Origin of the sequence: Paenibacillus sp. FSL M7-0134 (assembly GCF_038007865.1) — a bacterium.
Lineage (GTDB): Bacteria > Bacillota > Bacilli > Paenibacillales > Paenibacillaceae > Paenibacillus > Paenibacillus polymyxa_B.
This window is the reverse complement of the sequence record NZ_JBBOXV010000001.1, coordinates 607,453-632,287: the sequence shown is the minus strand read 5'-3', so window position 1 is coordinate 632,287 and position 24,835 is coordinate 607,453. Positions and strand designations below refer to the sequence as shown.

Below are 24,835 nucleotides of genomic sequence, written 5' to 3'. Positions count from 1 at the left end.
TTTTACCCTCGGTAAGATATGATGAAACAGGATGTCGAAAAAAATTATGATTCTTAAAAAAATCCGTTTTGCTCTATGCAGCAGACGGATTTTTTTAATATTTTGGAGAGCGGCTGTGTGGGAAAATCCTTCTCTTGCCATAGGCCAAAGCTGTGGATATGATAAGAGCAGTGTAATTTTTGGAAACGGTAACGGAAAGGAGCATCAACACTATGGATCATCGCAATAGCGCGCCTCCTGAGGCCACGCTTCAACAAGACTTACAAAGGGGACAGCGGATGACGGAGCAGCAGGACGGTATTTTTCCGGCTGTATGCCCGTTAGATTGCCCGGATACGTGTGGGCTCCTGCTTCACAAGGAAAATGGAAAGATAGTCAAGGTCACTGGGAACCCGGATCATCCTATTACCAAAGGCGCTATTTGTAACAAAGTTCGCAATATGACGGAGCGGGTATATGATCCTGATCGGGTGCTCTATCCGTTGAAACGTATAGGCCCCAAAGGAGAAGGGAAGTTTGAACGAATTAGCTGGGAGGAAGCGGTCGATACCATTACAGGTCGGTTCAAGGAGCTGATACGTACGGACGGATCGGAATCTATTCTCCCCTACAGCTTTTATGGCAATATGGGCGTATTGAGTGTGGATGGAATGGATCGCCGATTTTTTAATGCGCTGGGTTCAAGCCAACTGGATCAGACGATTTGCAGCGTGGCTGGGAATGAAGGCTGGGCATCCGTTATGGGCTTTAAGGGCGGCACCAGCCCGGAGGACACGGAGGATGCAGACCTCATTATTGTGTGGGGTGGAAATGTCATTAGCACCAACATGCATCAGGTCGTTTTGGCTGAGAAGGCACGTAAAAAGGGTGCTAAGGTGGTCGTTATTGACGTTCATCGCAACCGGACGGCGCAATGGGCGGATTGGTTCATTCCGTTATATCCGGGGACGGATACGGCGCTCGCGCTGGGTGTTATGAATGTGCTGTTCGCTCAGGGACTGACGGACGACGAATTTTTACATCGCTACACGGTAGGCCATGAGGAACTGCGCGAGCATGTTAAGACGTATACACCAGAGCGAGTTTCGCGGATTACCGGCGTGCCGGAAGCAGATATTATCCGTTTAGCGGAAATGTACGGAACTGCGCGAGCAGCGTATATCAATATAGGTAATGGGCTTCAGCATCATGATAATGGCGGTATGAACGTACGTGCGGTTACATGCTTGCCTGCGCTCACTGGACAATGGCTAAAGCACGGCGGGGGAGCGTCACGCTCTAATGGCGCTTATGGCAAATTTAACGGCGCCAATCTGGCGCGTCCTGATCTGCGACAGAACCCGGATGCCCGGGTGATCAACATGAACCGGATCGGAGAAGCGCTGCTACAGAAGGAACAGCCGATTAAGGCGTTATTTGTATACTGCAGTAACCCGGTAGTTGTAGCTCCCGATTCGGAACGGGTGACTGAAGGATTTGAACGAGAGGATTTGTTCACAGTCGTACATGACCTGTTTCTTACGGATACGGCCCGTTATGCCGATATTGTGCTGCCTGCAGCGTCTTCCTTTGAGGGTACGGACCTATATAAATCCTACTGGCATCACTATGTCCAGATGCAGGAACCCGTCATTGCTCCACTCGGGGAAAGCAAAAGCAATTATGAGCTGTTTAGCCTGCTCGGACGGGCTATGGGCTTTGACGAAGCTGCCTTTACGGAAAGTGAAGCGGACATGATCGCAGGCGCGCTTGATAATCCAACGAACCCTTATCTCAACGGTGTAACCTTGGAAGCCTTAAAAGAGTCACCTTTTGTAAAGCTCGATATGTCGCCAAAGGCTACTTATTTGGATCGTCTAACCACGCCTTCAGGCAAGATTGAGTTGTATTCGAAAAAAATGAAACAAGCAGGTCTGCCCGCGATGCCTTCATATGTGCCGCTCATTGAAGGGTATGATGGAGAGCATCGACCGCAAGCGGACGAGCGGTTTCCATTAATGTTTATTTCACCGCCAAACCATAATTTTCTGAATTCTACTTTCGCTAACTTGCCCAAGCATCAGCGGCTAGAGCGGGAGCCCTTGCTACAAATTCACCCGGAGGATGCTCAGACAAGAGGCATCGCGGATGGGGAACCGGTTACCGTATGGAATGATCGGGGGACGTATGACCTGAAAGCCAAAGTCACCGATCTGATGCTGCCCGGTACAGTGATTAGCCAGGGATTATGGTGGGAAGGCAAAGGACGCAGACAGCGTGCCAATGTGTTAACCTCTGATCGGCTGTCGGATATGGGACAGGGGGCTACTTTCTTCTCAACGGTGGTGAATGTGAAGCGCCAATGAGATAATGCCATTTATGGCGTCAGATGCAAAAGGAGAAACAAAAGATATGAAATGGTTGGAGTCTTATCCGAAAGAAGTGAAAGTGTTTCTCATTGCTAGCCTGATTAATTCCGCTGGAAGTTCATTGATGTGGCCGTTGGTCAGCATGTATGTGTTTGACGAACTGAACCGTAGTATGGGAGATGCAGGGATTGCGATTTTAGTGCAGTCTCTGGGCGGAATTTTTGGTCAAGTGCTGGGCGGAGCCCTCTATCATCGTATTGGAGCCAAAAAATTGATTGTTGGCTCACTGGCGATGAACGCGCTGGGACTTCTCACGCTTCCATTTACCAGTGGTCATTGGGTAGCGTTTGTCATCATGATGGGCTTTATCGGCTTTTTTAATGTCGTATCTGTGCCTGCGATTCAGGCCTTTGTAGGTTTTCGTTTCGCTGACCGTCGTGGAGAGCTGTTTAATATTATTTATGTCGCTAACAATATTGGGGTTGCAGTGGGTACGGGATTGAGTGGCGTTCTGGCTGACCTTTCCTATCAGCTCAGCTTTGTGATGAACGGGGTGACTTCTGCGGTATTTGCCGGGTTCTTCTGGTCTTATCTAAGCAGGGTAGATCGGGAAGAGGGAGAAGTACAGCTTAGCAAGTCCGTGAAGAAAAGAGAGGAAATACCAGCTCGTTTGCTGTTTCGTGATACCAGATTGTATCTCTTTGTGGGGGTAGGCTCGCTTTTTTTATGGTTCGGCAATTCGATCTGGAATACAGGAGTGTCTCCCCATATTATTGAGCAGGGCTTGCCTAAAACGATGTATGGGTTACTATGGACGCTGAATGGTATCCTTATTTTTGCCGCACAACCCATTATTTTTTGGATAAAACGACTGTACGCTCATCACGCTTCAGCGCAAATGACATGGGCCGGAGGATTTTATTTGGCGGCTTATATTGTCATGCTGGGCACACAGAACTATACTGGAATGATATTCGCTATGGTTCTGGCGACCCTGGGAGAAATGCTGATTGCACCTGCGGTTCCAGCATTCCTGTCTGATCATGGAGGTCGGGGTACACCCTTTTACATTGGGCTTGTGGGGGGGATTGGCGCAGCCGGACGGGTAATGGGGCCTTATATTATGGGGAAGTTGTATGATGGCGGTGGGTTACCGCCTACACTTTGGCTGGCATCAGGCGTAGCGGTGTTGTCGATCCTGTTTTTCGTCCTGCATAGCTGGTTGAACCGTTTCCGGCATCATTCGGATACTTTGGATACTACGACACCCAAGGTAGATACTCCCAGTTCTTAAGTCCTAATAAAAGTGCAGTAATATGCTGTAATTATGGTACAATAAGTGACGAATGATTGCAGTTATTGCTTCAGGAAAGCCTTCACAGGAAGGATTGAAAGGAATTGTTTACAAGTCAACCCTTGACGATACGTCATTCGGAGATGAAGGATGCTCCTGATCTGATTGCGCTGGATGAATTGGTATGGAATGAACGTACGGCTCCCGCTTCGCTGTCCTGGAAGTCTCGCGGAGAGTTTTTGCGCAATACGCCTCCGGGCTCCCAACTGGTCGCCATCGAACAGGAAGTACTCTGCGGGTATATTGGATTTCGTCCTCCAACGCTGTTGGCTAGTAATTGTCATGTATTGGAAATAAATATAGCTGTACATCCAGCCTATCATCGCAAAGGTATTGGGACGGCGCTCATGAACTCCATGAAGGACATTGCAGCTGCCGAGGGCATACGCAAGTTGAGTTTGCGTGTACTCTCATGCAACACGGAAGCCCTTATGTTTTATGAAAAAAGTGGTTTTGCGATTGAAGGACGTTTGCATGAGGAGTTTTACATAGCAGGCCAATTCGTGGATGATGTGTTAATGGCCTATTTCTTAAAATAGGCGGGAGGCTACAGACAGTAATATTCGGTTTTATGCCCGGCCTAAACAAACAACGCCGCAGACCTGATCAGGTCTGCGGCGTTGTTGTACATCAATATTACCGAAGTTGCTTCCATTCATTTTGGAGCATACCATACACTGCGTGGTTCATGTAGCCGTCGGGCAGCAATTCCGCTTCGCGTACAATGCCTTCGAGCACAAAGCCCAAACGTTCTGGAATACCGCGGCTGCGGCGGTTCGTAGTTGCGCAACGGATTTCGACCCGATGCAAGTCCAGCTCCATCAAAGCATATTCAACGAATACGCGGCAGGCGCTGGTCATAAGACCTTGTCCTTCGTACCCGTGTCCAAGCCAGTATCCGATGCTAACGGAGCGGTGAGTCCAATTGATCTCATGGTAGCTAATGATGCCAGCAAGCTCGTTGTCTATCCAAATTCCGGCGGTCAGACTACCGTTCTCTGCGGCTTGTTTCAAGGCGCCCTGCACGAACTGCTCTGTGTGGCTGATTTCCGTGGTAGAGTCTACCCATGGAAGCCATTGACGCAGGCGGTCACGGGACATTTCGATCAGCTCAAACAGAGGCTGCACATGCTCCTTGGTGAGCGGCCGAAGGACTGTGCGTTCGTCCAACGCATATGTAAACATGATTGATCCCCTCTTTCACTCGGAAAATCGCTAAACCAGCCAGTCTAGCATTTAATCCCATGCTACCTTATTCTGCGAGAGTCGTCAAAAGGGAGAGGAAGCTTCAAATTCTATAGGTCCCACCCGGAACCGTTCATGCTCGTATACATATTTCAGATCCAAATCCCCTACAAATTCGCTTGGGGATACACTGCCAGATACAGTGGCTTGCAGAGGAAGTTGTTCGGCATCATACATTACGACAGAACTAAAATCGAGATGCTTTGTAAATTGGGCTGGATCATCGTAAAATACTGATGCTTTAGGGTCCATCGTATGTGTAGCACCGTCAATCGTAACAGCAATATGGACCTGGCGGTTGTGATCACGTAGCTCCACTGAGCTGTGTACGCGCTGGGACACAGCATCTGCTGCCGATTCGACCGCATATTCTTCCATCGTGCGTGCGTTAACAATATGCAACTCCTGCAATTCGACACCCGTTCCCGAGGCACGCGTGAGGATTACGACGGCTTCACGGACACCATCCCCGTTCACATCCCTGTAATATAATTGTGGTGCGGTGGAGATATCTGCCGAGCCCGACCATCGGAATGTGCGGCGTTGCTGACCGATTTCCAGTACAGCCGAATGGAATAATCCCTGTGACGGATTAACAACATATAAGCGGACAGATGAGTCTTCTGGAGCGCTGGCTAGCGGACGAGATTGTACGGTTTCGTTCACCGGGTCCGGTGAAGGATGACCGGAAGTCATGACGGAAGAGGACAAAAGCATAGACAGCAGGATCACAATGAGCAGCTTAAACACGGGTGGGTCTCCTTTTCCGGGCAAAATAAAAGATATATACACTATAACGAATTTATTTGCCGAAAATGTTAACTCTTTTTCATAACTTGTCACTTTTTTTGCTGAAGCGAGCATAAGGATTTTCATTTTATTGAGTTATGCGGTGTGAAAGGGTATATTTAAGGGAACAGGTTTTACACAGATTATACGGAAGAAAGGTTGATTAGCGTGGAGAAGCCGATCACTCCCCCCAATTTTATTAAAAATGTTATTGAAGAGGATCTACGTACGGGTAAGGTAAAGGAGGTTGTTACACGATTTCCGCCTGAACCAAACGGATATTTGCATATTGGACATGCCAAAGCTATCTGGATCAATTTCTCGCTGGGAGATGAATTCGGAGGACGCACAAATCTGCGTTTTGACGACACCAATCCGGCGAAGGAAGACACGGAATACGTGAACTCCATCCAGGAGGACGTGAAGTGGCTCGGTTATGAATGGGAGGAAAAACATTTTGCCTCCAATTATTTCGAAGAAATGTACAAGCGTGCCATCCTGCTGATCCAAAAGGGTAAAGCCTACGTGGATGACCAAAGCGCGGACCAAATCCGCGAAACTCGTGGCACACTGACCGAACCGGGGCAAAATAGCCCTTATCGGGATCGAAGTGTTGAAGACAATCTGAAGCTGTTTGAAGAGATGCGTGCAGGCAAATACCAAAATGGTGAAAAGGTGCTGCGTGCCAAAATTGATATGGCTTCAGGAAACATTAATTTACGTGATCCGGTTATTTACCGCATTTCACACACAGCACATCACAATACAGGCGACACATGGTGCATCTATCCAATGTACTCCTATGCTCATCCGCTGGAAGATGCGATTGAGGGAGTAACGCACTCGCTCTGTTCGCTGGAGTTCGAAGATCAGCGCCCGCTGTACGATTGGGTTGTAGCTGAATGCGAGATGGAAAAGGTACCGCATCAATACGAATTTGGACGGCTGAACCTGGCTCAAACCGTAACCAGCAAACGTAAGCTCAAGCTTCTGGTGGATGAAAAGCATGTAGATGGTTGGGATGATCCGCGTATGCCGACGATATCCGGTTTACGTCGTCGCGGCTATACGCCTGAGGCCATCCGCAGCTTCGTATATGAGACAGGCATTTCCAAAGCCTACGGAGTCATTGATTTGCAGGTGCTGGAGCATTTTGTACGTGAGGATTTGAAGCTTAAGGCACCCCGCACCATGGCAGTCATAGATCCGTTGAAGGTGGTTATCACAAACTATCCTGAAGGACAAGTTGAAATGCTAGAGGCGGAAAACAATACTGAAAACCCTGAACTTGGTACACGCCAAATTCCATTTTCCCGTGAAATTTATATCGAGCGTGAGGACTTCATGGAAAATCCGCCGAGCAAATACTTCCGTTTGTTCCCTGGTAATGAAGTGCGTCTCAAACATGCTTACTTCATTAAATGCAACGATGTGATTAAGGATGCGGACGGAAATGTAACGGAGATTCACTGTACCTATGATGTAGAAACCAAGAGCGGATCAGGCTTTACAGGACGTAAAGTGAAAGGCACGATCCACTGGGTGGAGGCTACTCAGGCTGTACCTGCCGAATTCCGTTTGTATGAGCCTTTGATTAACGCAGAGGACACGGAAGAGATTGAAGAGGATGCATCGGAAAAAACATTCCTTGACCAATTGAATCCGAACTCTTTGGAAATTGCTCATGGCTATGTCGAGCCGAACATGAAAGAAGCTCAATCGCAGGACAAGTTCCAATTTTTCCGTCATGGTTATTTCAGTGTCGATCCGAAGCTTTCCAAACCGGGTGAGCCTGTATTTAACCGTGTTGTATCGTTGAAAAGCTCTTTCCAATTGCCTAAGCAATAGGTTGTTGGAAAGTGTGGGAGAGATGGTAGCTTCGTGCGACCAAGTTGAAAAGGAGTCTGCCGTCGGCAGACTCCTTTATTTTACGCATGCACGCTCTTTATACATGATCATTGACTTGACGATACTCTATTGCCTTTGCTAACAAGCCAGAAGGGAAGGGGATACCTCATTCCTCTAGTGTTGTTAAGGGGCTTCTTCTATTCGTTTGTGCCCGCTGGCAGTCCTGGCTGATAACCGTTCTTGTACAGCATATACCACATGATAGCGAAGCCCGCAGAGCCAAGTAGGGCAAAGAAGACCCCTGCATGGTACATCATTTCTCCGCCAAAGTTCTGGAATAGCCAACCTCCCGCAAAACCTGCTACGATACCGGATATACCACTCCAGGTCAAAGTATATACGGCCTGTCCGGATGATCGGTAAGCTGCAGGGGTGAACAGGACGGTCAATTGGGTGCCTACATAGAAGTATCCACCGAAGGTGACGCAATGAAGAGCCTGAATGAACACAATCTGAATCGGGTCTGTGGCCAGAGCCATCAGTTCCCAACGTAAGGCAAACAGCAAACTGACGAGTGCCAAACAGCCGACCATCACAGTCATTTTTTTCTTCAAGAAGCGATCAAACAGCAAAAAGACAATAATTTCGAATACCGATGACATAAAAACGGCAAAACCAAGCATCTGTTTGGACCCGCCCAGCTCGGTGATGTACAGGGACATAAAGGCGCTGTTGATCGAATTCGGGATGGATACAAGGATGCCCAATAAAATAAAGGATATAAAGTATCCGTTCATTAAAACGCTGCCAAAGCCACGCAAATGAATAGTTGCTGTCTCCACAGTGCTTTTCAGTGGTGGAATCGACAAGGTGCAGATCAATGCAGCCAGAAGAAGTACCGTAAAGATGGTGGATATGCTGGATATCCCCGTTTGGTCAATAACTATGCCGGCAACTGCTGCTGTCACAGCCCAACCGAAGGAACCCCATATACGGAATGAACCAAATTTCCGGTCTGTGCCCTCAATATAGCTGAGAATTAGGCTGTTGCTTTGCGCAAATAAAGGGCTTTGGAAAAAATAAAAACCAATCATCGACACATAAATCATGATATACGTATGGACATGAAATAAAGCTTGCAGCAATAACAAGGTACCTATAATCATAAATAGCAGAATACGTCGGAGGTTACGGCTCCGGTCGCTTGTATAGCCCCAAAAAGGGTTCGCGAATACGGATACAAAAGGTCCGATGGCCATCAGACTCCCGATCTCCAGCTTGTCCATGCCGATATCTTGCAGGTACAGCGGGAAGAAGCTGGAGAAAATGACCATAGCTCCATATAGAAAAAAATTATACAGTTTTAAGGAATATAGAGGAGTCTCTTGAATTTCTCTCTTTTGCAAGACAAGCCATTCCTTTCTTAGCCCGATAGAGAACTACGCATCGATGCCGATCTGTGGGAAGGTTCTTATTCCAATGTATCATGTGTTGAAAGGGTTAACAAACCAATAAATTAACAATTATGTAATAATTATTAGAAGATACTAATTTGATATTGGTTTAAGCAAACTTAATGATTATTTCGCTATTTTACTAGTTATTGTTTTTGTTGCTCCAAGGGGCGACATGTAGACGAACTACAGGGTTTAAGACTATATATGGTTAGTTCAAGTAAATGTTTGGTTAGTTACAAAATCTTTATTTATAAATAGGTTCTTAAGACCTAAAGTTTATACATAGAATAGCCGATACTTAATCCATAATCAGGAGAATTTAGGATTATTTTTTTCTGAATAAAAATACATTGTCGCAGATATTACATAAAATCAGAATACTATGCTTCATAAGAAATGATATAGGTTTAATCGACTGGCCTGTATAGTTGGTTTTATGAAATATCGGGTGGAAAGGGATGGAAAATGGCATTACAGCATCATAGAGACAACTCCTTGTACCGCCGATTTCCTCGGCTTCTTTTGCTTCAGGCAGGAGAAGGAGGTGAGTTGGTGACTTCTGAAACCAACGAGCCCAATGTAATACTGACTCGTGAGGGACAATCATATTATTTGCATGATCCTGAGCAGCCTGGGCGGGAAGCAGAATTATTTGTTTTGGGTTTTAACAAGGTTAAACCTCAAGCGCACGTGATCTTTTTTGGTGTAGGACTTGGGTATCATATTCGTGAATTTCTACGCAAGTACCCGAATACCAGCTTCTCCATTGTCGAGCCCGACACTGGTTTGATGAATATTTTTTTGCAGCATCTGAATGAAAACGATTGGCTGGCTGATGAGATGATCGAAGAGGTTATGGTAGGAGGAATGACAGGAGAGACAATCGGTACACTGCATAGGTTGATCGACCGTGTATCTGGAGTGCTAGTTGTTCCATGGCTCCCGTATCGCTCCTTATTTGCTGCGGAACTGAAGAAGTTTAATGAAATATTGTACAAAATGGTCTCTAACAAGAAGGACAAAATGGCTATCAATAACGTGTACGAAAAAAAATGGGCGTTAAACAGTATTCATAATTTCCCTTATATTTTACATAGTTCGGATTTTCTGCAGGCGGGCTCAGAGCATATTAGGGGTAAGCCAGTCTTAGTAATATCTGCTGGACCTTCGCTTAACGACGAAATTGAGCACCTGCGACATATTCGTGAGAATAATCTTGCTTATCTGTTTACAGTAGGATCGGCAGTGAACACGCTGGTGGAGCATGGCATTTATCCGCACGGCACGTTCAGTTATGACCCGAACGAACACAACGTAAATGTAATTCAAAAGGTGATCGACAAGCGAATTGATTCAATTCCACTTATTTTCGGCAGTACGGTCGGTAAACACACACTCGATCATTATCCAGGTCGTCTTATGCATATCATCATTTCTCAGGATGAACTCTCCAAACACGTATTGCGTACACCGGAGGGAAATAAACCAACGATTATTAACGATGCTCCTTCAGTAGCGGTCATTGCACTCCAATGTCTGATCCAGATGAAAGCAGACCCTGTTGTGTTGGTAGGGCAAAATTTAGCTTATCGGGATGAACAATATTATGCTGAGGGGATCACCAATTCTCAAGGAATTCCGGTTAGTGTTAATTCACCGCGTGTTGATGGTGTTCATGGCCAACTGGTTGTCACAAATCATTCTTTTATTAAAATGAAAACGGAAATGGAATTTTACATCAATATAGCGAGAGAGACGGAATTTATTAATACAACATGTGAGGGTGCTGTTATTAAGGGAACATCTTTTCAAAACTTGGAAGAGATAATCCAGACGCGGTTAAAAAGTCCGATTGACGATTTATGGCTGCAAACCAACAGTAATTCGGAATACGATCTCTTGTTTCTGAGGTCACGCATTGAAGAGCTTCAGCGAGATGAAGAGGTTTTTCAAGCGATTATGAAGCAGATTCATCATGCTTTGCTCGGCATCAAACATAAGCTCAGTCTGAAGCAGGCCAATATGCTGAACGTGTCCTTTGGACAGTTTGACGACTTGTTTGCCTCATTATTAGGTAATCGTTTTTTTGAAATATATGTTCTGCCTCGCCATCGTATGCGGTATGAGTTTTTGTACAGTAAAATGGGCGCCATTCAGAACAGTAGAAATCCTCTGATCAGAGGGGAGCAAATTCTGCTGTACTTCGGGGGTTTTATATGGAAATGCCAGCAGGATTATATGGAAATCAAGAACGAGATCCATAAATTTCACCGCTTTATTCATACTTATGCAGATGAAAGTGTTCATAAGCATATCCGTCAATGCAATGGCATGAAAAACTAGATGTATAGTTCGTTTTATGTATGGTCCTTATGGATAAACTTGCAAACACCCTAGAATCGAATACCACGGACAAAAGGGTCCTAAATAAAAAGGAGTATGTTATGAGTGAGAAAAAAAGAAACACGAAACGTTTAAACAGAATGATTAAGGCAAGTGTACTGACAACACAGGTATTTAACCTAGCCAATCCTTATATGGCAGCGACGTTTGCGGCGGAGAGTCCTAACAGTGAAATCATAGAAAATGCAGATATGTCGGATGGATTCTCCACGAGTGTTTCTCCACTAAGTGTGGCTTCATCGGTCTATATGCAGGCGCAGATGGAAGAGCCTCCTCACTATACCTGGCTATCGCCTCAGCAGGAAAGTGGAGTTTCACTGTCCGCAAATCTCTCCATGTTATTCAGCGAAGATGTAGAACTGGGGACAGGTCATCTTATCGTGCATCAGTGGGATGGAACCGAGGTTGGACGGATTGATGTGAGCGGAGGGACGGTTGCAGGAGGTACGGTACAAATGAGCGGTCAGCACGTGTCGATGAAGCTGGACCATCCGTTGTCTGACAATACCCGGTACTATGTAGAAGTCAGCTCAGGCATGTTTGTAGACCGTGGAGGGCAGGGATCGAACGCGGTTTGGGACAAGAGCATGTGGAACTTCATGACAGCAGATGAGACGGCGCCAAAGCTGGTATCGAAGTCACCGGAAGGACTTTATTTAAGTGGTATGGGTCCAGGGAAAGCGTATTTCAACATGGAGTTCAATGAGTCAGTAAGATGGGACCGCGGATATGTAAGACTGCACGAAGCTTCGGGAGGAGCCGTGGTTCGCGAGCTGCGGATATCTGGCGCAGGGGACTCGAATAGGATATATGAGGTGTCAGGCCAGAAAAAGATAGTAGAATTTATGCTATCGGGTGGACTGGAAGAAGGAAAGCCCTATTATGTGGAAATTACCTCGGGAGCGCTGACAGATATGGCGATGAACCCGTATGCAGGGGTGCATACTCCAGAGGAATGGACATTCCGTACGGGAGATATGCAGCCGTATTATACACAACTGTATCCGCAGGGAAGCGGTCAGGCGCTCACGCCGAGCATGGACATGATTTTTAGTGAAGAGATGAGACTGGGCGTAGGCCATCTCACCCTGCACCAGTGGGATGGAACTGAGGTTGGACGGATTGATGTGAGCGGAGGAACGGTTGCAGGAGGTACGGTACAAATGAGCGGTCAGCACGTGTCGATGAAGCTGGACCATCCGTTGTCTGACAATACCCGGTACTATGTAGAAGTCAGCTCAGGCATGTTTGTAGACCGTGGAGGGCAGGGATCGAACGCGGTTTGGGACAAGAGCATGTGGAACTTCATGACAGCAGATGAGACGGCGCCAAAGCTGGTATCGAAGTCACCGGAAGGACTTTATTTAAGTGGTATGGGTCCAGGGAAAGCGTATTTCAACATGGAGTTCAATGAGTCAGTAAGATGGGACCGCGGATATGTAAGACTGCACGAAGCCTCGGGAGGAGCCGTGGTTCGCGAGCTGCGGATATCTGGCGCAGGGGACTCGAATAGGATATATGAGGGGTCAGGCCAGAAAAAGATAGTAGAATTTATGCTATCGGGTGGACTGGAAGAAGGAAAGCCCTATTATGTGGAAATTACCTCGGGAGCGCTGACAGATATGGCGATGAACCCGTATGCAGGGGTGCATACTCCAGAGGAATGGACATTCCGTACGGGAGATATGCAGCCGTATTATACACAACTGTATCCGCAGGGAAGCGGTCAGGCGCTCACGCCGAGCATGGACATGATTTTTAGTGAAGAGATGAGACTGGGCGTAGGCCATCTCACCCTGCACCAGTGGGATGGAACTGAGGTTGGACGGATTGATGTGAGCGGAGGAACGGTTGCAGGAGGTACGGTACAAATGAGCGGTCAGCACGTGTCGATGAAGCTGGACCATCCGTTGTCTGACAATACCCGGTACTATGTAGAAGTCAGCTCAGGCATGTTTGTAGACCGTGGAGGGCAGGGATCGAACGCGGTTTGGGACAAGAGCATGTGGAACTTCATGACAGCAGATGAGACGGCGCCAAAGCTGGTATCGAAGTCACCGGAAGGACTTTATTTAAGTGGTATGGGTCCAGGGAAAGCGTATTTCAACATGGAGTTCAATGAGTCAGTAAGATGGGACCGCGGATATGTAAGACTGCACGAAGCTTCGGGAGGAGCCGTGGTTCGCGAGCTGCGGATATCTGGCGCAGGGGACTCGAATAGGATATATGAGGGGTCAGGCCAGAAAAAGATAGTAGAATTTATGCTATCAGGTGGACTGGAAGAAGGAAAGCCCTATTATGTGGAAATTACCTCGGGAGCGCTGACAGATATGGCGATGAACCCGTATGTAGGTATGCATACGCCGGAGGATTGGACGTTCCGTACGCTAGATGAGCGCTCACATCGTTCTAAGGATAAAGAAACGTCAGCTCAGAATACCTCGTCAGCGACTTCCCAAACAGAGACCAAGACGGGTGTCGTATCAACAGACGCTAAGACAGTAGCCGATAAGAGCCGCACTATTCAACTTATTGGTTTGAATGATGGAGACGTCAGCCAAGCCCTGAATGTTACAATCGGTGAGCAGAAAGAGTTGGTCGTGGACGCCTCGGGGTACAATAAAGCAGCAAAAGTGAGTATACCTTCTACCTTTTTAAAGGAATATGAGAAAGAAAATACAAAGGTGCCGATTAGCATTCACACAGCAGTAGCCCAGTTTACTCTTTCTGCTGAATTAGTTGACAAATTGGTCTCATTATATCCTGAAGACAACCTGATCGTTGAAATTTCAGCGTTGTCAGGCGAAAACGGTGCACAAGTGCGACAAGCTATTGCTGACACGGGTTTAGCGAATGTTGTGGTAAACCCGGTTGATTTCAAGCTTATGGCTGGAGATCAAGAGATCACTGAATTTTTCGGGCATTACGTGGAACGGAAATTGATTCTCGATCATGAAGTTGATCCTGAGCATGTAGCGGCCGTATGGTTTGATCCTCAGACAGGTGTGTTGTCATCTGTTCCTGTATTGATTCGGAATGTGAATGGACAATTAGAGGCAATCATCAAATCAAACCATAACAGCATTTATGCTGTAGTCTCAGCAGACAAAAAGTTTAAGGATCTAGAAAATCATTGGGCGCAGAAAGATGTAGAGATGCTGGCAAACAAGCTGATTGTCAAAGGTGTTCAGTCTGATATTTTTGAGCCGAATCGGGCTGTAACAAGAGCTGAATTTGTGACATTGCTTGTGCGCGGGCTCGGCATGCAGGAAAAGCCGTTAACGGAACATTTTACAGATGTGAAAGAAAATGCCTGGTATGCTGGTAGTGTTGGAGCTGCGGTGGAAGCTGGTCTGATCCGTGGTTACGGGAATCAGTCATTTGGACCAGAAAGATTGATTACTCGCGAGGAGATCGTGGTTATTACCGAAAAGGCTGCACACTACGCTCAAACACTGAATGCTGGTCCTGCTAATGAGAAATATAAAGAGACTTACAGCGACGCATCTACTGTTTCTCCTTGGGCTCAAGATGCTATGGCGCAGGCTACAGAGCAAGGCTTAATTAAGGGTGTCTCTCCCGACTTGCTTGCGCCCAAACAGCAGGCGGCCCGGGCGGAGGCTACTTCCATAATAAAACGATTTTTGCAACTTATTAAGTTCACGAATTAAAAGTAACGAACTAGACGAATAGGCACCCTCTTTTTTGGCGATCCAGGTGGATCGCCATTTTTTATACTTTATATAGATGATATTATTAGATTTATTCGTGTTTATAATAGAATTTGTCTAGCAAAAAGGAGGTGCGATGGTGATGGTGGAGGTGACTGGAATTATCGTGGCAGGTGGGCGCTCTAGCAGAATGGGACAGGACAAGGCGCTGCTTCAGCTGGGAGGTGTTACGGTACTGGAGAGAATAGCCGCTGTGTTGGGGCAGGTAGCAAAACGGGTTATTGTAGTGACCCGGGATGCACAACAGTATAGAGAGTTTGATCTGGAAACGACAAAAGACCTGTATCCCGGCTTAGGGCCTTTGAGCGGCATTCATGCGGGGCTTTCTGCTTCCACAACGGAGTGGGGCATTGTCGTTGCCTGCGATATGCCCTTCGTGCAGCCAGAGATATTGTGTGCTTTGCTTACTCACGCAACGAACTGGGCAGCGGCGCAAGAGACAAATAGTGAACAAGGAAAGCAACAAGTACAAGGAGATCATACAACCGTGACAGGAAATGGCTCATTGCCCCAGCCAGCACAACCTGAGTTACAGGCAGTGATCGCCTCGGTGGATGGACGTATACATCCGCTGCTAGGCATATACCATCAAAGTGTGTTGCCGTCTGCCGAGCAATGTCTGCGTAGTGACCGTCTTCGTCTGATCGACTGGCTAGATTCATTGAACGTTCGTTATGAGACAGCGGGCGATTGGCCAGGTGCGAGCTTAGAGATGTGGCGGCAAGCTGTGTTTAATATGAACTACCCGCAAGATTATCAGACTACAGTGGAGCAATTGGAGCATATAAAAAAACGTACCGAACGTGCACAGAACCTGGAAAAACCAGAACGATAACCACATCAAGAACAGAAGGAAATAACAGGAGATGAGAGAGAAGAAGTGTAATGATTTTGAGGGGAGTACATAACATGTTGGAAGCTATTATCCATGCCGTTTTATTGGCGCTGGGTTTGATTTTGCCTTTGGGGGTACAAAATGTATTTGTGTTTAATCAAGGGGCGTCCCAGTCGCGGTTTCGCAATGCACTGCCTGCTGTCATTACAGCGGGTATCTGTGATACAATCCTGATCACGCTTGCGGTTGGGGGCGTGTCTCTTATTTTGCAGCAATTTCTATGGCTCACGAACGTACTCTATGCAGCGGGCTGTTTGTTTCTGCTATATATGGCCTGGACTCTATGGAGGTCGAAGGCAGCTTCCTCAGGAGAAAGTCAGGCGATGCGCCCGAAACGACAGATGATTTTTGCCGCTTCGGTATCGCTATTGAATCCACATGCCATACTCGACACTGTTGGGGTAATTGGAACCAGCTCCCTTCAATATGACGGCGGGGAACGCTGGGCCTTTGGTCTGGCTGCCGTGTCCGTATCTTGGATATGGTTTATCGGTCTGGCAACGGCGGGGCGTCTCGTGGGACGTATGGATTCAGAAGGGAAGTTTGGGACTGTGCTCAACAAAATATCGGCACTGATTATTTTAGGCCTGGCGATGTATATGGCGATAAATTTTATTACCAGTATGTGATCCAAGCCTAGTTAGAGGAAAAACTTCAAAACAGCGAATACCCCGCTCAAAGCAAAGGGAACACCGATCAAAAACAGCATAAAGGCCAGACAGCCAGCACCATTTACACCGCCTGCAATTCGGGCGTCCCGAGGGTTGGATGGATTGTATAATACCTTAATTTTGCTGCCAACCCGGTTGAGGCTTAGGTTGGTGCTATAAGGATTCCAGAATTCTACGGCTTCACCTGAAGCTGTATAGAAGCGTACCTTTAATCGGCGGGTGTAGCTAGTATCTACCGGATCATCTCGGTCAAAGGGAACGACATCAATATCTACTTCGATATGCGCATCAACGATTTGCCCCTTGGTACGGACCCAGTGGCGTTTACGATAACGATGACGACGGATCGTTCTGAATCCCAAATAGATGAGTAGCAGTCCAATCAAGCTGAACAATGGCATCAGCAGATCGGAGCTAAAATGAAACCAATACACATTGAAATCAATTAAGATGATAATCTACTCCTTTAAATAAGCGATAATCAATATATCTGACGTTTTTAGGAACAGTTTAATTCTTCCATAGAGATAACGGCAGAGCTGTATGGAATATAAAAAGATCCTACTTCACCGGGAAGTGGATCTTTTTAATAGCTGCGAGGATTACTTTTTGCTCGATAGGGACATATCAAAATCAACATCCTTGATAAATTCGATAACCTCACCATTAGGGCTGTGGACTAATGCATTTGTTACAATCAGAGGAGGTTCCCCAAGTGTAAGTTGATTGGGTTCCACAAAGGTTCTTGCTCCGTGGGCAAGGGCTTTTTGATATATTTCATCTACATTGTCTACGTAAAATGCCAAGTGTAATAAAGCCCCGTGAGCAATCTCTTGCTCGGATGAAGCTTTTTTTCCTTGGGCAGGAATGACAGCATCATTATCAAAAATTTCGAGACAGGTTCTCTGATCGGGTGAGATCAGCATGGAAGCCTCTTGAATTCGAAAAGACGGAAGACTCCAGTGATGTCCTCTTTTAAATCCCAATACCTTGGTATAAAATGCAATGGTCGCTTGATAGTCACGGGCTTGTATGGCAACATGCGCTAGTCCCTTTACGCTCATTTCAGATCCTCCTTTTGATTCAGGGTTTTGCAAAATTCGATTCCAGTCCTCCGAAGTGCAATATATAGACGAACTAAACCATTTCGATCTATATATTGTTCATTGGAAGTCGCTTATGAGATTTTTGCAAAATCCTCATGTAAGTAAACCTTATTATATGAATAATTATGTGGTGCTTATATATTTAAAGTAAGGTTTTTATACTATATTAATTATTAAATAAAAGTTAATTTGGGTGAAAAATATTATTTTTTAAATTCAGGTTAGGAGGGCTCGATATGCAGCATCACATTGACGATATAGATTACAAAATCATGAAATTGCTACAGCATGACGCTCGGATAACTATTTCCCAAATCAGTAAAGAAATCTCGATGTCACAGCCGTCTGTTAAAGAAAGGATAACCAAGCTTGAAGAACGAGGGATTATTTCTGGATATAGCACCGTATTTAATTTACGGGAAATGAATCGAGGGACGACTACATTTATTCTAATAAAGACAGAACATTGCCAAGAGCTGGTTGAATTTTGTAGAGAGGCGAAGGAAGTCACCGATTTATTTCGCATTAGTGGGGAATTTAATTATCTCATTAAGGTACAAACCGCGTCGGTAGAGGAAATTGCAGAGCTTCAGGATTCACTAGTCAAGCTGGGTCCTTCGAAGTCGCATATTTGTATGAAAAATATACTGGAAAACAGGGTTTTGTTGTAAGCCAATCGGAGAACCGAACATTTGGAATATAGAGCATTCGGAATAACTGTATTTGTGAAATAAAGATAAGCGAATGCTTGGATGAAATAAAAAAAAAGTGACGCTGAATTACAACAGCGTCACCGTAATGCCTTGCTCCAGACGCTTCACGTCCTGGAGCTCGATTTTCCCGGCCATGGCGTGCAGAGCTGCCGCTGTGCCGCAGGCCGCTCCCTGCCGTAGCATGGCAGGGAGATCCAGCCCCGTCGCCGCGCCGGTGACCAGCCCGGCGACCATGGCGTCACCGCTACCGAGCGCGCTGACAATGTCCGCGTCTGGCAGGCTCACGCGGTAGCGCGCATCGCTCGTTACCGCCAGCGCCCCGCGAGCGCCGAGCGAGATGACGGCCAGCTGCGCTCCGGCTTCCAGCAGCTTTGCTGCCGCCGCTTCAGCGGCATCCGGGCGCGCTGCGTCGATTCCCGCGAAGTGGGCGGCCTCGTCCTCGTTAGGCTTCACGAGGTCGGGCTTTCCGCGCAGCCCCAAGCGCAGCGCCTCACCGCTCGCGTCCAGCGCCACCCGCGCGCCGCGCGCCTTCGCCAGCGTGCACAGCTCGGCGTACAGATCGGGCGGGCAGCCGGGTGGCAGGCTGCCGGAGAATACGACCCAAGCAGAATCCTCGGCAAGGGTCTCGATTTTGCGCCGCAGTGCGGCTAATTCAAGCGGCCCAACGGTTGGCCCGCTCTCAATCAGCTCGGTCTGCGTGCGTGCGGACGGGTCGAGCACGGTAATGGCGAGACGGGTCTCCCCATGTGCCGTTTCAATGAAATCGGCGCTTACGCCTTCTGCGCTCAACCCGTCAATGAGTAGCCGTCCGGTGTGTCCGGCAGCAAACCCGGTCGCTCGTACAGGCTCGCCTAGCGTGCGAATGACGCGAGCGGCATTCACGCCCTTGCCGCCCGGTACCGTCAGGCCGCCTTTAATGCGGTGGACGGCATTCAAACCGAAGCCTGCAACCGTGTAGACTTTATCCACAGCCGCGTTAAGCGTTACGGTGGTAATCACAAGGCATCACTCCTTTAAGATCAGCAATTTGCAACATTTGATGCCATTCGCTCATGCTAAGATATCAGCTTTAATCCCAATGCTGCGGCAAGAATCATGGCGATGAATAAAACACGCAGTACGCTTTTTTGTTCACCGTACAAGAACATGCCTGTAATCGTGCTGCCAACCGTTCCGATGCCTGTCCATACCGCATAGGAAGTTCCCATAGGCAAACTTTTCATGGCATAGCTGAGTAGAGAGAAGCTAAGAACAAAGGATAAGACCATAAGCACTAAGGACTTCCAGCCTTTGCCCACCGTAACGCCCTTCATACCGATGACTCCTAACACTTCCGAGCATCCCGCGATAACCAATGCAATCCAAGCCATTATGCACCACTCCCTTCCTGAACATCACGGTCGGTAACTAACTTCAAGCCGACCACACCTGCCAGCAAAAGGGCAATTAACAGCGTTTTGGACCATTGAAACGGTTCCCCAAATAGCAGCATTTCGCCTACGACCGTTCCCCCTGTCCCCAGTCCGGTGAATACAGCATATACCGTGCCTACAGGCAAACGCTTCGCAGCCTTCATGATCAAATAAAAGCTGGCTACCACAGCCAGCACGGTTACAGCCCAGGCGAGTGCAGAATCCGCATGCTTCAAACCCGATACCCATACGACCTCAATCAGGCCGCCAACAAAAACGTAAATCCAACTGCGATTCATGATGAATGTTCTCCTCAAAAATAGATTTCATAAGTTCGACGGCTTCACGCTTCATGAGGTGAGGTTAACGTAATCCCACGCCAAAAAATAGGCCATGCAGCGTTCAGTCTTCGGTGGTAGTTGATGCTTCCGCTGTACAGTAGCTCCACCATGATTCCGTCCACCAGTGTCATGAAGGCTAAAGCCACATCCACTGGCTCCATATGCCCAAAGGGTTCCCGATCCCGTGTATTCCGGAGGCGGCGAGTTAATTTTCGCTCCATTTTATCCAGAAAAGGATTAACAATATCCAACATCTCGTGATACAACGATACAGGCGGAAAGAAGGAAAAGCGAAGCATAAACTTGGCTGAGTCGTTGCTCTCATATTCCTGTCCCATCCAAAACAAGAAGTCATGCAGGGTATGCTTAAGCGGCTGATCTTTACGTTCCGTAAAGTATTCGAAAATACGTAAATTCTGCTCTTGAAAAGCGTACCTCGCCACCTGTAGAAACAGATCCTCCTTGCCTTGGAAATGCGCGTATATAGACGGTTTTCGGATACCGACCTCAGCGGCAATACTGCTCAAGGAGGCTCCCTCATACCCATTGGTGGCAAACTGAAAAAGAGCGGCCTTTCGAATCTCTTCCATCCCCATTATTTTCACCTACCTAACGTTCGTTAGTTTATTTTTACACGAAAAAAAGTAAGTGTCAACCCAGCATCATTGCGTTTTGTATAAAGCTTTTCTTTGGATTTTTTTTATCAACATTTTAATAAAAAAGTGGGAAGAAATAAGGGGCTCATGTACAATATAATGAAGAATACCTGTCAAATGCAGTCCACTGGAAGTGAGGTTAGTTATGAGGCGAAGCTTACTGGCCGTATTGATCGCGGCTATGGTGTTTATTATTTATTATTTTGGCTTGTTTAATTACATCGGCAAAAATGAAGGAACTGTCATCAGTATTTTTTCCACCCTGACAGTGATCTCCATCAGTCTGATTATTTTTACGGAGAATCGTAATCCCTCCACCACGATGTCCTGGATTTTGCTGCTGGCATTGCTGCCAGTCGTTGGACTTCCTCTTTATTTTTTGTTTGGGCAAAATGTATTCAAGCGTCGCAAGTATGACAAAAAGGCATTGCGTGACCAACAGGCTTACGACCGCATTGAAAAGGATGCTTTGCGAGTCAAACGGGATCTGACCTGCTTTACAGATGAGCAGCAGCAGTTGATGCGTTTGGCCCGCAGACTGGCCCGCTCCCCGATTTATTTTGCGACAGAAACTCAAATTCTGAACAATGGAGATGAAACCTTCTCCACTTTGCTGGAAGAACTGCGCAAGGCGCAGCATCATATCCATATGGAATATTACATTTTCCGGTCGGATGATATCGGTACCAGCATTCAGAAGATTTTGATCGAAAAGGCCAAAGCGGGTGTTAAGGTTCGGTTTATGTACGATGCGGTGGGCAGTATTCAGTTGTCGAAGTCATTTTTGAAGGAAATGAGAGATGCAGGAGTAGAGGTTGTTGCGTACGGCGGCGCTCGGATCTTGTTCTTCTCCAGTCGGGTAAACTATCGTAATCACCGTAAAATTGTAGTCATCGACGGTAATATCGGATTAATTGGTGGACTAAATGTAGGGGATGAGTATCTCAGCCGCAACAAAGCCTACGGCTTTTGGCGTGATACGCATATGATTGTGAAGGGCGAAGCTGTGCGGACGTTGCAGCTTATATTTTTACAGGATTGGCTTCACATGACGGGTGAGTCGGTGCTCGATAGCGAATATCTGTCTCCCGATATTGAACCCATTACGGACGGAGGCGTGCAGATTATTGCCAGCGGCCCGGATAATGAGCGGAGAGTACTTAAAAATCTCTTTTTCTCCATGATTACGTCCGCCCGAAAATCAGTCTGGATTGCCACTCCTTATTTTATCCCGGATGAAGATATCCTGACTGCCTTACGGATGGCTGCCTTGTCCGGGTTGGACGTGCGTATTCTGTTTCCCGCAAAACCGGACAAATGGCTACCGTTTCTCGCGTCTCATTCGTACTTCCAGTCGTTGCTGGAGGTTGGAGTCAAGGTATATGAATATGAAAAAGGGTTCCTCCACTCCAAGCTCCTCATCATTGACGGGGAAGTTGCGACCATCGGGACAGCCAATATGGATATGCGTAGCTTTCATTTGAATTTTGAAGTTAACGCTCTGTTAATTCAAACGCACAGTGTGCAGCAGATGGTAACAGACTACGAACGAGATTTGCACTCTGCCAGTCTGATCGTACGCGAAGAATTCATGAAAAAACGTCTGTTCAAACGTTTGATGGAATCACTCGCGCGGCTGCTTTCACCGCTGCTATAACATAAACGAATTCGCTACAGCAGTATCCCGTAGTTAAAATGTAGTAAAGCCTAAAATATCCTGTAGACGGTATATAATATCTTTCCAAAATGTTGAATGATCCTCGTAAGCTGTTAGATCCAAACTGTATTCAGCCCCCTGATTATTCCATAGCTTATCAAAATAGGCCGCAACCTGTCGGGTCAGCTTGCTGTCCGCCGGAGCGGCCACCCACAATTCATTTTCCAGATTCAAATCATCCAGATTACGGGGGGTCAGATTGGTAGAGCCACCCCAAATGATATGCTCTCCTTGTGCCTTGGCGATATAAATCAGTTTGGTATGGAACTGCTCATGGGTGGTATGATACCAGCGAATTTGAATGTTCCCGCCCGATTTATCGGACAACTCCTGGGCAACCGGACGATTGGGGATGCCGATTTTTTCCTGACCAAACGCGTTTTCATTGGGGTCCAGCAGCAATTGGATGTTTACACCGCGCGCAGAGGCATCCAGCAGGCTGTTCAATACTTTGCGGTCAGCCAAATAAAACATGCCCATATGAATGCTGTCACCTTTCTTCGTCTGCCCGATGCCATCCAGAACCGAGGTATACACCTTGCCCTCAGTTAGATATTTGATCCGATAGCTGTCCTTATTCGATGGAACTTTGGGTTCGGCCTGTGGTGTATAGGCAGGAAGCTGCCCACCACCCGAAAAGTCCAACACCGCCTGCTCTGTTTGTAAAATGTCTCCGATGATAGGCCCCTTCACCTCCAGCGCTACATTGGAGTGATAGGCGCTCGCGTCGTGCACGTTGCCTGTAGAAATGAGCGCTGTCTGTTCGTTGGCAACCAATTTTCGGTGATTGGCCTTGACGTTTAACAGCTTAAGATAGGAGCGAGCCGTTACATCAGGTCCGTCACTGGCCATCAGGTTGGGAATCCAGCCTGTGCCCTGCTGCCCGAACCATTGGAAAAAGGTACGCCACACTGCCGAATATATGGGGGTGGAGTCCCGCAACGGGTCTACATCGGTCTGCACGACTTGAATCCCTGCTCGCTTCATATTCTCCAACAAAGGATTGGGGGCAGAATTGTAGTTGGTATTGACTTCATCTGTAATGAAAAAGATAGGCATATCCGGATGAGCTTTCTTTTTGGCAATAAGATGATCGGTCATTTGTGCGCTGACTTGGGGGAAGCGTTGACCTTTATGCTTATAGTCATTGAACAGAAACAGGTCGATGACAATAAATTGTTGGGCTTCATCAATGATCCCGAGCATACGATTCAAAATTTGTCCTTCATGCTGTGCAGTGCTTCCATCCCCGGTGGGATAGGTCAAATCCGTCCAGAAGTTTACCTCATGGGTTGAATATTCCTGACTTTCATAGGAGACGAACGGAGGCAATGGTTTATGGGTCTGATACAGCATGACGGTAATCAGCCAGAGAATAAGTACCAGAATAGCGATTTTAAGAGTACGGCCCTTTTTCCCGGTTTTTCTTTGATATTCCGGCACAGAATGCAGCGGATCACGTGTAGTCATATGACGATCAACTCCTCAATTGAATACTGCATTCCATTTTATCGTGCCGGAACATGCAGTTTTATGATGGGATACTGTCAAGTTATTAACGCAAGTGTGCAGGATTGACGCGGATACTGAATGGAATGAAATGGAGTATGTTTTACTATTCATTGAGGACATATGTCCTTTATAGAGAGTCTGCCCTATACTTTAATATATAGAAAAGTCATTTACATGGGGAGAATAACGATTTATGAGAGGAATCTTGTTTGCTTTTCTGGGAGGAGCGTGTATTACGCTACAGGGGGTAGCGAATACACGGATTAGTCAGGATATCGGTACATGGCCGGCGGCCACTGTTACTCAGCTAATAGGCTTTATTTTGGCAGCATTAGTCTGGATGTTTACAAGGGATGGCAATGTAGCTGAAATGAAACAGGTAAAGCCGATGTATCTTTGGGGCGGTGCCTTTGCAGCTATTATTATATTTAGTGAAGTCACGGCAATCCAACATATTGGGGTTACGTTCACGATCTCGGCGTTGTTGATTGCGCAGTTGTGTTTAACCTTCTTGGTAGATATCAAGGGATGGTTCGGTATAGTGAAGCAAAAGATGAAGCTGCCACAATTTATAGGTATTGGTATGATGATCGCGGGTGTAATTATTCTGAAGCTCTAAAATAGAATTTTAACTTGT

Annotated in this window: 20 protein-coding genes and 1 pseudogene; 11 read left to right on the top strand and 10 right to left on the bottom strand. The window is 46.9% G+C overall.

Translation table 11 applies throughout. The features are described 5' to 3' along the window. The first annotated feature begins 212 nt into the window (after nucleotides 1-212). From NSQ58_RS02635 to NSQ58_RS02625, 3 genes are all read left to right on the top strand, one after another. Nucleotides 213-2,345, top strand: coding sequence for a molybdopterin-containing oxidoreductase family protein (locus tag NSQ58_RS02635; RefSeq protein WP_341056844.1), 2,133 nt, complete (start codon nucleotides 213-215; stop codon nucleotides 2,343-2,345). A gap of 46 nt (nucleotides 2,346-2,391) precedes the next feature. After that, nucleotides 2,392-3,642 carry an MFS transporter gene (locus tag NSQ58_RS02630; RefSeq protein WP_341056843.1) on the top strand — a complete coding sequence of 417 codons (1,251 nt, stop codon included), beginning with the start codon at nucleotides 2,392-2,394 and terminating at the stop codon, nucleotides 3,640-3,642. 104 nt (nucleotides 3,643-3,746) lie between these two features. Next, nucleotides 3,747-4,241, top strand: coding sequence for a GNAT family N-acetyltransferase (locus tag NSQ58_RS02625; RefSeq protein ID WP_039271600.1), 495 nt, complete (start codon nucleotides 3,747-3,749; stop codon nucleotides 4,239-4,241). Between the two features lie 97 nt (nucleotides 4,242-4,338). Here NSQ58_RS02625 and NSQ58_RS02620 read toward each other — a convergent pair whose 3' ends face one another. Both NSQ58_RS02620 and NSQ58_RS02615 read right to left on the bottom strand, forming a co-directional pair. After that, the gene (locus tag NSQ58_RS02620; protein WP_028540721.1) at nucleotides 4,339-4,887 is read right to left on the bottom strand and encodes a GNAT family N-acetyltransferase; all 549 of its coding nucleotides are present in this window, start codon (nucleotides 4,885-4,887) and stop codon (nucleotides 4,339-4,341) included. An 84-nt stretch (nucleotides 4,888-4,971) separates the two neighbouring features. After that, on the bottom strand, nucleotides 4,972-5,697 hold the full coding sequence (locus NSQ58_RS02615) for a copper amine oxidase (protein ID WP_338532923.1): 726 nt from the start codon (nucleotides 5,695-5,697) through the stop codon (nucleotides 4,972-4,974). 207 nt (nucleotides 5,698-5,904) lie between these two features. Here NSQ58_RS02615 and NSQ58_RS02610 point away from each other — a divergent pair, with 207 nt between their 5' ends. After that, nucleotides 5,905-7,584 (top strand): glutamine--tRNA ligase/YqeY domain fusion protein, encoded by a 1,680-nt coding sequence (locus NSQ58_RS02610; RefSeq protein WP_028540719.1) that lies wholly within the window; start codon nucleotides 5,905-5,907, stop codon nucleotides 7,582-7,584. A gap of 183 nt (nucleotides 7,585-7,767) precedes the next feature. On the opposite strand, the pseudogene NSQ58_RS02605 reads toward NSQ58_RS02610, so the two are convergent. Continuing rightward, nucleotides 7,768-8,990 (bottom strand): annotated as a pseudogene (locus tag NSQ58_RS02605) (MFS transporter). A gap of 603 nt (nucleotides 8,991-9,593) precedes the next feature. On the opposite strand from NSQ58_RS02605, the gene NSQ58_RS02600 reads away from it, so the two are divergent. The 4 genes from NSQ58_RS02600 to NSQ58_RS02585 all read left to right on the top strand — a co-directional run bounded on the left by NSQ58_RS02600 (nucleotide 9,594) and on the right by NSQ58_RS02585 (nucleotide 16,699). Further along, on the top strand, nucleotides 9,594-11,384 hold the full coding sequence (locus NSQ58_RS02600) for a motility associated factor glycosyltransferase family protein (RefSeq protein ID WP_341056841.1): 1,791 nt from the start codon (nucleotides 9,594-9,596) through the stop codon (nucleotides 11,382-11,384). A gap of 101 nt (nucleotides 11,385-11,485) precedes the next feature. Further along, nucleotides 11,486-15,115 (top strand): Ig-like domain-containing protein, encoded by a 3,630-nt coding sequence (locus NSQ58_RS02595; RefSeq protein ID WP_341056839.1) that lies wholly within the window; start codon nucleotides 11,486-11,488, stop codon nucleotides 15,113-15,115. A 142-nt stretch (nucleotides 15,116-15,257) separates the two neighbouring features. Then, the gene (gene mobA / locus NSQ58_RS02590; protein WP_179086219.1) at nucleotides 15,258-16,010 is read left to right on the top strand and encodes a molybdenum cofactor guanylyltransferase; all 753 of its coding nucleotides are present in this window, start codon (nucleotides 15,258-15,260) and stop codon (nucleotides 16,008-16,010) included. 74 nt (nucleotides 16,011-16,084) lie between these two features. Further along, complete coding sequence (locus tag NSQ58_RS02585) at nucleotides 16,085-16,699, top strand: LysE/ArgO family amino acid transporter (RefSeq protein ID WP_023990738.1); 615 nt, start codon at nucleotides 16,085-16,087, stop codon at nucleotides 16,697-16,699. 11 nt (nucleotides 16,700-16,710) lie between these two features. Here the strand turns inward: NSQ58_RS02585 and NSQ58_RS02580 are convergent, their stop codons facing one another. Beyond that, nucleotides 16,711-17,175 (bottom strand): DUF3592 domain-containing protein, encoded by a 465-nt coding sequence (locus NSQ58_RS02580; protein WP_076295809.1) that lies wholly within the window; start codon nucleotides 17,173-17,175, stop codon nucleotides 16,711-16,713. 168 nt (nucleotides 17,176-17,343) lie between these two features. Then, nucleotides 17,344-17,805, bottom strand: coding sequence for a VOC family protein (locus NSQ58_RS02575; RefSeq protein ID WP_023990736.1), 462 nt, complete (start codon nucleotides 17,803-17,805; stop codon nucleotides 17,344-17,346). Between the two features lie 278 nt (nucleotides 17,806-18,083). Here NSQ58_RS02575 and NSQ58_RS02570 point away from each other — a divergent pair, with 278 nt between their 5' ends. Continuing rightward, on the top strand, nucleotides 18,084-18,518 hold the full coding sequence (locus tag NSQ58_RS02570; RefSeq protein ID WP_069081118.1) for an Lrp/AsnC family transcriptional regulator: 435 nt from the start codon (nucleotides 18,084-18,086) through the stop codon (nucleotides 18,516-18,518). Nucleotides 18,519-18,626: 108 nt separating this feature from the next. Here the strand turns inward: NSQ58_RS02570 and NSQ58_RS02565 are convergent, their stop codons facing one another. From NSQ58_RS02565 to NSQ58_RS02550, 4 genes are read right to left on the bottom strand one after another with little or no spacing between them, the layout of a single operon-like run. Beyond that, on the bottom strand, nucleotides 18,627-19,559 hold the full coding sequence (locus NSQ58_RS02565) for a 1-phosphofructokinase family hexose kinase (RefSeq protein ID WP_341056838.1): 933 nt from the start codon (nucleotides 19,557-19,559) through the stop codon (nucleotides 18,627-18,629). 56 nt (nucleotides 19,560-19,615) lie between these two features. Next, on the bottom strand, nucleotides 19,616-19,930 hold the full coding sequence (locus NSQ58_RS02560) for a DMT family transporter (protein WP_013312355.1): 315 nt from the start codon (nucleotides 19,928-19,930) through the stop codon (nucleotides 19,616-19,618). Beyond that, nucleotides 19,930-20,271 (bottom strand): DMT family transporter, encoded by a 342-nt coding sequence (locus tag NSQ58_RS02555; RefSeq protein ID WP_023990733.1) that lies wholly within the window; start codon nucleotides 20,269-20,271, stop codon nucleotides 19,930-19,932. The genes NSQ58_RS02560 and NSQ58_RS02555 overlap by 1 nt, the downstream gene beginning before the upstream one ends. 44 nt (nucleotides 20,272-20,315) lie before the next feature. Next, nucleotides 20,316-20,909: a TetR/AcrR family transcriptional regulator gene (locus NSQ58_RS02550; protein WP_341056836.1), complete on the bottom strand. Its 594-nt coding sequence runs from the start codon at nucleotides 20,907-20,909 to the stop codon at nucleotides 20,316-20,318. Between the two features lie 205 nt (nucleotides 20,910-21,114). Between NSQ58_RS02550 and cls the strand changes: the two genes are divergently transcribed. Continuing rightward, the gene (cls, locus tag NSQ58_RS02545; RefSeq protein ID WP_264454438.1) at nucleotides 21,115-22,626 is read left to right on the top strand and encodes a cardiolipin synthase; all 1,512 of its coding nucleotides are present in this window, start codon (nucleotides 21,115-21,117) and stop codon (nucleotides 22,624-22,626) included. A 33-nt stretch (nucleotides 22,627-22,659) separates the two neighbouring features. On the opposite strand, the gene NSQ58_RS02540 is transcribed toward cls, so the two are convergent. Next, nucleotides 22,660-24,156, bottom strand: a complete 1,497-nt coding sequence (locus NSQ58_RS02540; RefSeq protein ID WP_264454439.1) for a phospholipase D family protein — start codon at nucleotides 24,154-24,156, stop codon at nucleotides 22,660-22,662. Nucleotides 24,157-24,391: 235 nt separating this feature from the next. Between NSQ58_RS02540 and NSQ58_RS02535 the strand changes: the two genes are divergently transcribed. Beyond that, nucleotides 24,392-24,817, top strand: a complete 426-nt coding sequence (locus NSQ58_RS02535) for a DMT family transporter (protein ID WP_023990729.1) — start codon at nucleotides 24,392-24,394, stop codon at nucleotides 24,815-24,817. Nucleotides 24,818-24,835: the final 18 nt, after the last annotated feature.

Bases quoted from the DNA above. Each gene is read 5' to 3' on its own strand.
- NSQ58_RS02635 (WP_341056844.1), top strand. From the start codon at position 213: ATGGATCATCGCAATAGCGCGCCTCCTGAGGCCACGCTTCAACAAGAC.
- mobA (WP_179086219.1), top strand. From the start codon at position 15,258: ATGGTGGAGGTGACTGGAATTATCGTGGCAGGTGGGCGCTCTAGCAGA.
- NSQ58_RS02630 (WP_341056843.1), top strand. From the start codon at position 2,392: ATGAAATGGTTGGAGTCTTATCCGAAAGAAGTGAAAGTGTTTCTCATT.
- NSQ58_RS02560 (WP_013312355.1), bottom strand. From the start codon at position 19,930: ATGGCTTGGATTGCATTGGTTATCGCGGGATGCTCGGAAGTGTTAGGA.
- NSQ58_RS02575 (WP_023990736.1), bottom strand. From the start codon at position 17,805: ATGAGCGTAAAGGGACTAGCGCATGTTGCCATACAAGCCCGTGACTAT.
- NSQ58_RS02535 (WP_023990729.1), top strand. From the start codon at position 24,392: ATGAGAGGAATCTTGTTTGCTTTTCTGGGAGGAGCGTGTATTACGCTA.
- NSQ58_RS02620 (WP_028540721.1), bottom strand. From the start codon at position 4,887: ATGTTTACATATGCGTTGGACGAACGCACAGTCCTTCGGCCGCTCACC.
- NSQ58_RS02585 (WP_023990738.1), top strand. From the start codon at position 16,085: ATGTTGGAAGCTATTATCCATGCCGTTTTATTGGCGCTGGGTTTGATT.
- NSQ58_RS02595 (WP_341056839.1), top strand. From the start codon at position 11,486: ATGAGTGAGAAAAAAAGAAACACGAAACGTTTAAACAGAATGATTAAG.
- NSQ58_RS02550 (WP_341056836.1), bottom strand. From the start codon at position 20,909: ATGGGGATGGAAGAGATTCGAAAGGCCGCTCTTTTTCAGTTTGCCACC.
- cls (WP_264454438.1), top strand. From the start codon at position 21,115: ATGAGGCGAAGCTTACTGGCCGTATTGATCGCGGCTATGGTGTTTATT.
- NSQ58_RS02540 (WP_264454439.1), bottom strand. From the start codon at position 24,156: ATGACTACACGTGATCCGCTGCATTCTGTGCCGGAATATCAAAGAAAA.
- NSQ58_RS02555 (WP_023990733.1), bottom strand. From the start codon at position 20,271: ATGAATCGCAGTTGGATTTACGTTTTTGTTGGCGGCCTGATTGAGGTC.
- NSQ58_RS02570 (WP_069081118.1), top strand. From the start codon at position 18,084: ATGCAGCATCACATTGACGATATAGATTACAAAATCATGAAATTGCTA.